Genomic DNA, 11,037 nt, shown 5'->3' on the forward strand with positions numbered 1-11,037 from the left:
TGTCCAAGACCGTGCGGCGGTCAGTCTTGAGCGGGGCCGGGCGGCACCCCACTCATCGGGTGCGGGCGACGTCGATGCGTGACTGCGCCTTGATGCGGACCGCCGTGGCCGCCCGATGGGCCGCCTGAGCGTCGGCATCAGTGACATGGCCGGGCGCCTCTTCCGGGGCCGAGCGGTGAGCGGCGGCGCGGCCCACCCCGGAGTCGACCAGGGCGAACAGGGCCGTACGGCAGCCGACATGTGCCGGTGTCACCGGGGTCATCGCGCGTCCCCGAGGCACGCGGTGGAGGTGGAGCCGCGCATCATGAGGCGCGGCTCGGTCGGCACGACGACGTCCCCCGGTGGTGTGCCCCGGATGGCGGCCACCAGGGCATCCACGCCGGCGGTTCCCAGCTCGTGCAAGGGCATGGCCACGGTCGTCAGAGGCGGATGGAGATGACCGGCGACGGGCAGGTCGTCATTGCCGACCACCGAGACGTCCTCCGGAATCCGCAGGCCGAGGCCGCGGATCGCGCTCATCGCACCGATGGCCTGGGCGAGCGAACTGGTGTAGAGGGCCGTGACCGGTGGACGTCCCGCGTCGGGGCGGAGCAGATCCAGGGCCGCGGACACCCCGCCGTCCTCGGTGAAGTCCCCGGACGCGACCGGGGCGGCGGCGAGGTCCAGCTCCGCGGCGTGCCGCAGGAAGGCATCCTTGCGTGTGTCGCTGGGCGATATGCCGGGCGGGCCCGCGATGTGGCCGACCGCGCGGTGGCCGAGGCCGTGGAGATGGTCGAGCGCCATGACACTGGAGCGGGCCACGTCCATGGTGACGTTCCGGCCCGAACCCTCGACCGACCGGTTCAGGAACACATGCGGGATCCGGCTGCGACCGAGCGTGTCGAGCAGGGGATGACCAGGGCGGGCGGAGGCGACCAGCAGCCCGTCGACCCGGCCCTCCTGAACCAGGTCGTTGAAGGTCTCGTCGGCCTCCTGCCCGGCGAAATCCTCCGCCAGCAGGGAGAGGTAACCCAGCTCACGGGCGCGCTGGTAGGCACCGCGGGCGATGGTGACATACGTGGGGTTGGCGAGGGCGGGGACCAGCAGCGCGAGGGCATGGGTGCTGGCACCGGCCAACGCCCGCGCCCCGGAGTGGGGGCGGTATCCGAGTGCTTCGGCTGCCTCGTGGATGCGCCTTCGGGTCTCCGGCCGGACAGACAGACCACGCGAGCCGGAGAGCACCTTGGACACCGTGGCCTTGGAAACCCCGGCTGCCTGTGCGACATCCACCAGCCTGGCCCTGACGGGAGGTTCAGGCACACATGCCCCTCTCTTGGCCCCACGCGACAAACCGTTCGCTGGTCGGTTGGCGGCGGGCTCTGGCCGTCCCTTGACACGTTCTGTCCCTCGACGTGTTCCGGCGACGCAACCTACCTTCCGCCGAAGGTTCAGTCAACCGGTTTCCTTCACTGCTTGATGTGGGGCATAGTCCAGCAGGCCGGTCATTTCTCCCGTGTGTCATGTCATGGCCCGCTGAAGTCACTGCCAGAAGGTGTGAGGAAGCGCCCTCTTCAAGGGAAAGGTGTGCCATTGACCATCCTGTACGGGGCACACCACGACACGGTTGGCCTGTCCCGCCGTCCATGCCGGGGTGGGCGCGCTCACGGGCAGAGCGTCGCTCCCGCTCGCAGGCCGCAGTCGAGCGTCGACCGCAACGGTGCGTCCTGCGGGGCCGCCAGCAGCCGCAGCAGCAGCCGTACCGCCTCCTGGCCCATTTCCCGCCGGGGGATGTGGAGTTCGGCGAGATCGGAGACCTGCGGCTGCTCCGGGGTGCCGCTCAGGCCGACCAGCGCGAGATCGCCGGGGACATCCAGCCCGGCGGCGACCGCGGCGCTCCGGATCTCGGCCGCGTCGGTGCTGACCTCCACGACCAGGGCGGTGCTGCCGTGCCGGGCGACCCACTGAAGCAGGGCGGGCACGTCCGGGACCACCACGTCGGAGTCCGTCGGCACGCCGGTGCCGAGGCTGAGCACCGGGGCGTCGTCCTCGCTCAGCCCGAGCCCGCTTCGGCAGGCGCGGAAGCCCGTTCGGCGGCCGGGGACGCATTCGAGGACCTGGTCGTTCTGGACCAGGGCGATTCTGCGGTGACCACGTTCGACGAGAGCACGCACGATCGCCGCCGTGCCGCCCGCGTAGTCGGCGGCCACATAGGACAGATCGACGCCGGGGATCTCGCGGTGGCCGACGAAGACGAAGGGGTAGGACTCGTCGCTCAGCCGGGTCAGTTCCTCGGCGGACTCGTTGGAACCGATGAGCAGCGAGCCGTCGGCGAGTTGGAGGTTGTTGACACCGTCGGCGTAGATCGAACGACGACCGTGTTCGTCCTTGGACCCGGTGACCAGCAGCAGGTTGTACCCGGCTCGCTCGGCCTCCTCCTCGATGCCGATCAGGAACTCGTGAAAGAAGTCCCTGCTCTCCAGGGGGAAGATCGGCTGGTAGGTGAAGACGCCGAGCAGCCGGTTGCTGCCGCGGGCCAGGTTGCGGGCGGCGATGTTCGGCACGTACCCCAGTTCCCGGATGGACTGGCGGACTCTGTCCCGGGTGGCCTCGCTGACCCGGATCGAGCCGTAATCACGGCCGTTGATGACGGAGGAGACGATGCCGGTCGACACCCCGGCGTGCCGGGCCACGTCGGCCTGAGTGGTCTTGCGTCGGCCCGTGCCGCCCGCGTTGCCGCCCCGCCCGGCCCTGCTGCCCATCGCCGCTCCCGATCTCGGTTCCGCCCGGGCGAGGCGCCGGACCGAGGCCGGCGGTCGCTCCCTTCGGCCGGGAAAACCTTCCGACCACTCGTTGACACCCTAATGTAACGCGCCTAGGTTAACCGCATCGCCTGATTCGCTTTATCACGCTGGCTGCCGGTGAGCCGGGCTCGGTGCCGCCTTCCGTGACCCTGCGGGCGGGTCTGCGCGATGCCTCCTCCCAGCACCCGCGTCATCCGCCCGCCCACGCATTCTGCGGACGAGCCCGCCGTGCCCGAAACGGCAACGGACTTCCGTCCAGCACCCACCGAACTCAGTACTCAGGAGCCCGCGCATGCTGCGCCCCGACCAGTCGCACCCCGGATGGGGCCGCATCCCCCGCCCCGCCTATGGCGCCGACTACAACCCCGAGCAGTGGGACAAGGCGACCTGGCACGACGACATCCGCCTGATGCGCGAGGCCGGGGTCAATCTGGTGTCGCTCGGCATCTTCGCCTGGTCCTGGATCGAGCCTCGGCCGGATGTGTTCGACTTCTCGGGGCTCGACGAGATCATGGCCCTGCTGCACGAGGCCGGTATCGCCGTCGACCTGGCCACACCGACCGCCGCGCCCCCGCTGTGGTTTTTCCATGCCCACCCCGAATCACTGCCCGTCACCGCGGACGGACGCTCCCTCGCCCCCGGCTCCCGGCAGGCGTACTGCCCGTCCTCGCCGGCCTACCGGGAACATGCCGCACTGATCACCCGCTGCCTGGCCGAACGCTACGGCGAGCACCCGGCCGTAGTGATGTGGCACGTCAACAACGAATACGGCAACGGCAACGCCCATTGCTGGTGCGACACTTCCGCCGACGCCTTCCGTACCTGGCTGCGCGCCACGTACGGCGACGACCTCGACGCCCTGAACGACCGCTGGGGCACCACCTTCTGGGGCCTGCGCCACAGCGACTGGGACCAGGTGATTCCGCCGCGCACCAGCACGGGCAGCCTCCCGCCGGGCCTGTGGCTGGACTTCTACCGCTTCAGCGACGCCGAGCACCGCGCCTGCTTCCGCGCCGAACGCGACATCCTGCACACCCACTCGCCCGGCCGACCGGTCACCACCAACTTCATGGCCGGCAATCTCCGTTGGGCCGACTACTGGCGCTGGGCCCGCGAGGTGGACATCGTCTCCAACGACCACTACCTCATGGCCGAGGACCCGCACCGCACCGCCGAACTCGCCCTGGCCGCCGACCTGACCCGCGGCCTGGCCGGCGGACGGCCCTGGCTGCTCATGGAGCACTCCACGTCCGCGGTGCAGTGGCAGTCCCGCAACCTCGCCAAGGCGCCGGGCGAAATGGCCCGCAACACCCTGACCCATCTTGCCCGTGGCGCCGACGGCACCTTGTTCTTCCAGTGGCGGCAGTCCGCCTACGGAGTGGAGAAGTGGCACTCGGCGATGGTCCCGCACGGTGGTGAGGACACCCGGATCTGGCGGGAGGCCAAGGACCTCGGCGCTGCCGTGGCCCGTCTCGCCGACCTCCCCGACAGCACCTGCCCTCCCGCCGAGATCGCCCTCCTGTTGGACTACGAGGCCATGTGGGCTCTGGAACTGCCCAATCGGCCCAGCGCCGACATGACCTACCACCCGGTGGTCCGTGCCTGGCACCGCGCCCTGTGGACCGCCGGACTGTCGTGCGACCTGGTCCCGGCCCCCGGCGACCAGCGTCTCCTGCTCGTGCCCTCGCTCTACGCCCTGTCCAGCACCACGGCGCGCCTTCTGGAGGAGTATGTCGCCCGCGGCGGCCACCTGGTCGTCGGTCCCTTCAGCGGCCTCGCCGATCCCGACGACCGTCTCCACCCCGGGCCCTGTCCCGGGGCGCTGCGTGAACTCCTCGGACTGCGGGTCGACGAGTATCTCCCGCTGGCCGCCGGACAGTCCGTCGGCCTGGACGACGGTTCCATCGGTCGGCTGTGGGCCGAGCGTGTCATCCCCGACCCGGGCACCGAGGTGGAGACCCGCTTCACCGACGGACCGGCGCCGGACGGCCCTGCCGTGCTCCGCCGTGGCACCGCCCGCTATCTCGCCACGCGCCCCGACGACGACTCGCTGCTGCGCCTGCTGCCCCGCTGGGCGTCCGAGGCCGGCTGTACCCCTCCCGTCCCGGGATCCGGAGCCGGTGTCGAGGTCACCCGCAGGACCGCACCAGGCGGCGCATCCTGGCTCTTCGCCGTCAACCACACCCAGCACACCGCGCAGCTGCCCGCCACCGGAGTCGACCTCCTGTCCGGCACCCGCTCACCCGGCAAGCTCACGCTTCCCCCGGGCGATGTGGCGGTCGTGCGCGAAGACAACCCGAAGGACCAGCCCTGAGAACCCGCACTTCTCGCACACCTGAAGGAGCAGAACATGGAGGAAGCAAGACAGCACCGGCAGCTCGGCCGCAGGGCACTCATCTCCGGAACGGCAGCCCTCGCCGCTTCGGCCGCCCTGGCCGTCAAGGCGCCCGCGGCACACGCGGCCGAGTTCCTGATCCAGAACTCGTTCACCGACTACGCCACCTTCGAAAAGTCCTGGAACTACCTGTATCCCTGGGGCCCGGACCACAACGGCACCGCCCGGATGGTGGGCAGCTCCACCAACCACAGTCAGATCTACCTCGGCAGCGGTGGCGTGCTGACCCTCAAGGCCAGCCGGATCTCCGGCAACGAGGGCAACAGCACCGTCACTCCGTTTCTGCCGATCCACTACCACTCCGGCACGGTGCACGCGAAACAACGCATCACGGTCACCGATCAGTACCCGAACTGGATCGTGAGCGGCGACTTCCAGGTTCCGTATTCCACCGGAACATGGCCCGCGTTCTGGCTGACCGCGACGAACCCCTGGCCGCCTGAGGCGGACATCATGGAGTACATGGGGGGACCGCAGGTGCATATGAACACCTTCCGTACGGCCACGGACAAGAGTTCCATCACGGTGCCCGTCGCCTCGCCGGGCTCCTGGCACAACTACACCGCCTGGTTGACGAGGACGAACACCACCGACGTCGCGATCCACTACTACCTGGACAACGTCAAGCAGGGGATGCACAACGGCGCGGGTTTCATGGGCAAGCCGATGTATCTCATCTTCGACCTGCAGATGGAGGGGCCCTCTGGTTCTTCCGGCCCGGGCGGCGACACCTACTGCCACGCACGGAACGTGTCCGTCCAACGCTGGTGAATCCATGCCGGCGCTGATCAGTTCGGCCGCGCAGCCGGTCTACGCCTCGTCGTCCAGGGCGTCGGCCGCCTGCGCGGCCAGCGCGGCGCGCTGCCAGTCCTCGACTCCGGCGACGTGGACCGCGGAACGCAGCCGCGCCCGCTCGGGATCGCGGTCGACGAGCGCGCTGTAAATGGCTCGATGTTCGGCGACCGTGCGCAACGAGACGCCTTCAAGGGTCAGCTCGCGCCAGATCCTCACCCGAAGGGTCTGCCCGGACATGTTGGCGATCACACTGCTGAGTACCGGGTTTCCGCACGCCCGGTTGATCAGTGAGTGGAACGCGTGGTCGTTGTCGACCAACCGGACATGGTCCACCGTGGGCGCGCTCGCCAGTTGCTCGGCCTCGTCCAGGAGGCGGGCCAGCTCCTCCAGGTCCGCCGCGCCGATACGCTGGGCGGCCCTCGCGGTGGCCTCGGGTTCCAGCAGCCGTCGTACTTCGAAGAAGTGCAGCACGGCGGAGCCCTGCTGAAGGTCGGCGATGAAGTTCATCGCGTCGAGCAGAAGCTCGGGTTCCAGGCTGGTGACGTAGGTGCCGTCGCCCTGCCGGGTGCGCAGGACGCGCATGGTGGTCAGCGCGCGCACCGCCTCACGGACGGAGCTCTTCGACACCCCGAGTTGTTCCGCGAGCTCGCTCTCGATCGGTAGCTTGTCGCCGGGCCGCAGCTGGCCGTCGGCGATGAGCCGCTTGATCGCCTGCACAGCCCCGTCGATGCGTCCCATCAGTCTCCTGCCTCGCCGGTTCGGGGCAGCATTATGGCAGGTGAGCTGTGTACTCGATCGCCCGACCGGTCAACTTGTCGCGGGCGGACGGTCACCGAAGGACGGGTGTCGGCCGTGGCGAGAGCCGCGCGAAGGATGGGCGATGTCCCGCCTCTGCTTCCAGGCCGGGATCCTGAGCACGAACCAGTTCCGGGAAAATTCACCAGGTGAATATGCCATCTCTGTCCTGGGTTGAAGGGGGTGGAGATCGGGTCGTCCGGGTGTCGTCCGAGAGTCGTCCGGGCCTCAAGATGATCGTACGAGATGTCGGTGACCTGCATATTCTCTTCCCCGAGAGGAAGAGGACAGCTGTGGTAAAGGATGTTTGACCGGGCTATTGACGCCCCTCCGGTGTGAACTTAGCCTCCTTTGAGAGACGCTCATCGGGGTATTGACCGGGTTAATCGGCGGCCCTTGCTGGAGATGCCTTCGCCCGGCCCCGGTTCCACGCCACTCGCGATGCCGACAAGGAGGTCGCCATGGGTGACCCGAACCGAAGAGAGGCACATCAGAGCAGTCCCCTGTCCCGGAGGTGGATGTTAGGAGCCCTGGGCGCGGGAGCCGCGGGTCTGGTGACGGCCGCCGCCGTCCCGGCCGAGGCCCAATCCGCCCCCCTCGCCGCCAAGCGCCCGCGGGCCGGCAAACACGTGCTGCCCCTGTCCGATCCGAACAACCACGCCTGGACGCTCAACCCGGATCTCAGCGATGAGTTCGACGGCACGAGCCTGGACACCACCAAGTGGTACGACCACCACACCTACTGGCAGGGCCGAGCCCCCTCCTACTTCACCCCGAGCGCGCTGACCGTCGGCGGCGGATCGTTGACGATCGCGTTCAACAACCTCAACCACCTGAACAACCCCGCCTTCGACGGGCCCTTCAGCACCGGCGGATCATTCAACGGTTGGATCCCGTACGCGGGCACCCCCAGTGTCGTCTACGACAACCAGATCCTCAGCAACTTCGCGCTCGTGCTGGACGCCTCGACCGGCGTGTACCAGTTCGCCCAGCCGCTGGACGTGGGGCGCGAGTACACCCTGACCGCATACGCGAGGGCCGCCGACGGCGGGAAGGCGCTCCTTGAGGTCAGCGCCTTTGACGACGCCGACACCGTCATCCAGAAGACCACCACCAGCGGCTCGTACGAGATGCTGACGATCAACTTCTCGACACGGGTGCTCGGTTCGGCGAAGGTGGTGCTCGCGAACGCCAACTCCACAGGTTCGGTCCGGTTCACTCTCGTCGCGATGGTCGCCACCGACCCCGCGGTACCGACGGGGAGCTTCTACAGCACTGGCTGTGTCCAGTCCAAGGTCCGCGGCGGCTACGGCTACTACGAGTGCCGTGCCAAGATCGCCAAAGCCTCCCACACCAGCGCGTTCTGGTTCCAGAACCCCAGTCCGTGGCAGGAGGTCGACGTCACCCAGGACATCGGGGCGGCGGTCGCGGACCCGGCGGCAGACCGGAAGATGGACATCGGCTGGACCGACGGCGGCAGCGTAGGCGGCCAGCTCTTCTACGACACCGGCGTCGTCAAGGCCGACGACTTCCACGTCTACGGCTTCGACTGGGCAGCCGACGGACTCAAGATCTACTTCGACGGCACGCAGGTGTGGTCGCTGGCAGCCACCACCTTCGATGACCCGATGTATATGTTCCTCGACTGCGAGGCGTTCCTGTGGAACGGGTTCCCCACCGAAGCCCAACTACCCAGCCAGTACCAGGTCGACTACGTTCGCGCCTGGACCAAGTGACGGCGCCCTCCGACACCGGAAGGGCGTGAACGACGAACGACGGGTCCGCGGTCACCACACGTTGGCACAACGTGTGCGGCGGCGGACCCGTCGGTCCTGCCCGGGCAGCGGCCGGGGGCCCGCTGAACCCTGGGCGGGGTGCGTCAGCCCGTTGGAGCCTGGTGTGTGCGCAGGGCGCCCGGGTCCAGTGGTTCGGTGCGCCAGCGGGCCGTGAAGGTGCTGGTCGAGAGGGTACAGGCGAGGGCCAGGCGGTGGGGTGTTTCGAGGAAGATGATGTCGGCGCGGAGCGTGCCGTCGTCGGTCCAGCCGGCGCTGAGGGCGGTCGGGACGGGGGCGGAAGGGCCGTCGACAAGGGTCCAGTGGGGACCGTCGAAGGAAAGGTCGAGGTGGGTGTCGAGGTGGGTGTCGCCCTCGGTGAGAGTGAGGGTCCAGCCGTGGGCGGCGGGGCTGACGGTGACCGCGGTGAGCGTGGGCTGCTGGGGGCAGTGGCCCGTCTCAGGGGTGAAGCGGGCGCCCGACCAGGCAGCGGGGTCGACGGGGGTGGGTTTGACCGCGAGCGGCGGGAGGGCGAGGCCGGCCAACCGCTCGGCCAGCGCGGAGTCCTCTTCGACCAGGTCGTCCCAGGGGGCGGGGCCGAAGGCGGGGAGGAGATGTTCCCAGACCAGATCGAGCACGTCCTGGAGCGGATCGGTGGCGGTCGTCATGGCGATGACCGCGTCGTGTTCGGGCAGTACCAGGCAGAACTGGCCGTAGGCGCCGTCGCCGCGGTAGCCGTGCCGGGACATCCAGAACTGGAAGCCGTAGCCCTGGCGCCAGTCGGGGCCCCTGGTGGGGTCGTCGTCGGTGGAGATGTGCGGTCGGGTCGCCTGCTCCACCCAGGCGGCGGGCAGCACATGACCGCCCTGCCAGCTGCCGCCGCGCAGATGGAGCAGTCCGAGGCGGGCGATGGCGTCGGTGGTGGCGTACATGCCGCTGAAGCCGAGGTCACGACCGGGCGGGTGCTGGCGCCAGGCGGTGCGGCCGATGCCCAGCGGGTCGAACAAGCGGGGCCGCAGATAGTCGGTGAGCCGCTGCCCGGTGACCCGTTGGACGATCGCGGCCAGAGTGTAGGTGGCGGGCTGGTTGTACGCGAAGACCGTGCCCGGCTCGCGGTCCGGCGGTACCAGCAGAAAGCCGCGGACGAGTTCCCGGGCGTCCAGGGCGCGCGCCCGGTCCAGGGTCTCCGTCTCGTGACCGGTGGCCATCGCCGCCACGTGCCGTACCAGCATGGCCCGGCTGCGAGGATCGGTGATGTCCGCGGCGAACTCCGGGAAGTACGACACCACCGGCTCGTCCAGGCCGAGCAGCCCTTCGCCGACGGCCAGGCCCGCCGCAGCGGACGTGAAGCTCTTGCTGAGCGAGTACAGCAGATGGGGCCGGTGCGCGTCGTACGGTGCCCACCAGCCGGCCGCGGCCACCCGGTCGTGCCGCAGGATCATCAGGCTGTGCGGCTCGATGTCGGGTGCCGTCTCCAGGGCGTCGAGGAAGGCGTGAACCCGGCGCGGGTCCACACCGACGGCCGAGGGGGCGACGATGGGGAGGGGGCGGGTGCTCATCGGGTGCAACCTTTCGAAACAGAACGCGGCCGCGTTCCGACTGACGATCCCTGGCTTCTTTGTCTCCCTACAAGGCCACCCTATGGGGTTCCTTGTCCAGGAGTTGCAGGACCGCAGAGGTCGTTGGCGGTGCGCAGCACCGGTGGGCCGGTCAGCTCTGCGGGGTCCAGATGTGCCGCGGTGCGGACGAAGAAGGAGCGGGTTTCTCCGGCGAGCAGGCTGACGAGCATCTCGTCGGCCTCGGCGTCGGGGGCGAGCCGGTCGGCGAGCACGGCCACGTCGCGGGTGAAGGAGGTGGCGTGCACCTCCACCTGGTAGCCGCCTTCCACGGCGGTGGCGTGTGCGGTGATCCCGTTCGGCTGGTAGGCGAGGTGGAGGTCTTCCAGAAAGGTGTGAATGGCGCGGGCCTCGCCGCTGGTTGCGACGAGGAGTTCGCTCTTCGGGTCGTCGGCGGTGAGCAGCGAGTCGGGCAGGGCGAGGTGGGCCACCGAGCGGGGTGGGACGTCCAGTTCGAGGGTGGCCTTGGCCTTGACGTCGCCATGGAAGGACTGCCGTTCGGCCCGCAGCGCTCCGGTCCACGGAGTGTCGGTGTCGTTGACCGCGATCAGTGCCGAACGCCCGTCGCGGGGCTGGAGGGTGAGCAGCCGTGGCGCGTTCGCGTGTCGCAGGGCGTAGTAGAGGGGTTTGGGCCGGCCGTCGCCGTCGATCGCTGCCCAGGAGGTGACGGGCCAGCAGTCGTTGAGCTGCCAGACGACGGCGCCGGCGGTGCGGGGCCACCAGGAGCGGAAGTGTTCGATGCCGAAGGCGACGGCGCGGGCCTGGTTGAGCTGGGTGGTCCAGTGCCAGTCGGTGAAGTCGGCGGGGCGGGGCAGGTGTGGGGCGTATCCGCGGTCGAGTTTGCCGTTGCCGTCGCCCGCCTTCTGGTGCAGCAGGAAGGCGGG

The 11,037-nt window shown here is 69.3% G+C and carries 8 protein-coding genes and 1 pseudogene; 3 read left to right on the forward strand and 6 right to left on the reverse strand.

What is annotated here, in order from left to right:
• Positions 1 to 52: 52 nt before the first annotated feature.
• From ACWEKM_RS33780 to ACWEKM_RS33790, 3 genes are all read right to left on the reverse strand, one after another.
• Positions 53 to 262: a hypothetical protein gene (locus ACWEKM_RS33780; protein WP_451625077.1), complete on the reverse strand. Its 210-nt coding sequence runs from the start codon at positions 260 to 262 to the stop codon at positions 53 to 55.
• The gene (locus ACWEKM_RS33785) at positions 259 to 1,299 is read right to left on the reverse strand and encodes a LacI family DNA-binding transcriptional regulator (protein WP_451625078.1); all 1,041 of its coding nucleotides are present in this window, start codon (positions 1,297 to 1,299) and stop codon (positions 259 to 261) included. Before ACWEKM_RS33785 ends, ACWEKM_RS33780 begins: the two co-directional genes overlap by 4 nt.
• 341 nt (positions 1,300 to 1,640) lie before the next feature.
• The gene (locus ACWEKM_RS33790) at positions 1,641 to 2,738 is read right to left on the reverse strand and encodes a LacI family DNA-binding transcriptional regulator (protein ID WP_451625079.1); all 1,098 of its coding nucleotides are present in this window, start codon (positions 2,736 to 2,738) and stop codon (positions 1,641 to 1,643) included.
• Positions 2,739 to 3,072: 334 nt separating this feature from the next.
• Here ACWEKM_RS33790 and ACWEKM_RS33795 point away from each other — a divergent pair, with 334 nt between their 5' ends.
• Positions 3,073 to 5,094 (forward strand): beta-galactosidase, encoded by a 2,022-nt coding sequence (locus ACWEKM_RS33795; protein ID WP_451625080.1) that lies wholly within the window; start codon positions 3,073 to 3,075, stop codon positions 5,092 to 5,094.
• Between the two features lie 36 nt (positions 5,095 to 5,130).
• Positions 5,131 to 5,946, forward strand: coding sequence for a glycoside hydrolase family 16 protein (locus ACWEKM_RS33800; RefSeq protein ID WP_451625081.1), 816 nt, complete (start codon positions 5,131 to 5,133; stop codon positions 5,944 to 5,946).
• Positions 5,947 to 5,985: 39 nt separating this feature from the next.
• Here ACWEKM_RS33800 and ACWEKM_RS33805 read toward each other — a convergent pair whose 3' ends face one another.
• Positions 5,986 to 6,708 (reverse strand): FadR/GntR family transcriptional regulator, encoded by a 723-nt coding sequence (locus tag ACWEKM_RS33805; RefSeq protein WP_451625082.1) that lies wholly within the window; start codon positions 6,706 to 6,708, stop codon positions 5,986 to 5,988.
• 575 nt (positions 6,709 to 7,283) lie between these two features.
• Between ACWEKM_RS33805 and ACWEKM_RS33810 the strand changes: the two genes are divergently transcribed.
• Positions 7,284 to 8,501: a family 16 glycosylhydrolase gene (locus ACWEKM_RS33810; protein WP_451625083.1), complete on the forward strand. Its 1,218-nt coding sequence runs from the start codon at positions 7,284 to 7,286 to the stop codon at positions 8,499 to 8,501.
• 143 nt (positions 8,502 to 8,644) lie between these two features.
• On the opposite strand, the gene ACWEKM_RS33815 is transcribed toward ACWEKM_RS33810, so the two are convergent.
• Entirely contained in the window at positions 8,645 to 10,096 is a 1,452-nt protein-coding gene (locus ACWEKM_RS33815) for a serine hydrolase domain-containing protein (protein WP_451625084.1), read from the reverse strand.
• Positions 10,097 to 10,176: 80 nt separating this feature from the next.
• A pseudogene (locus ACWEKM_RS33820) lies at positions 10,177 to 11,037 on the reverse strand (glycoside hydrolase family 2 protein); the annotation flags it as partial.

It is taken from the genome of Streptomyces sp. NPDC004752 (genome assembly GCF_053601275.1).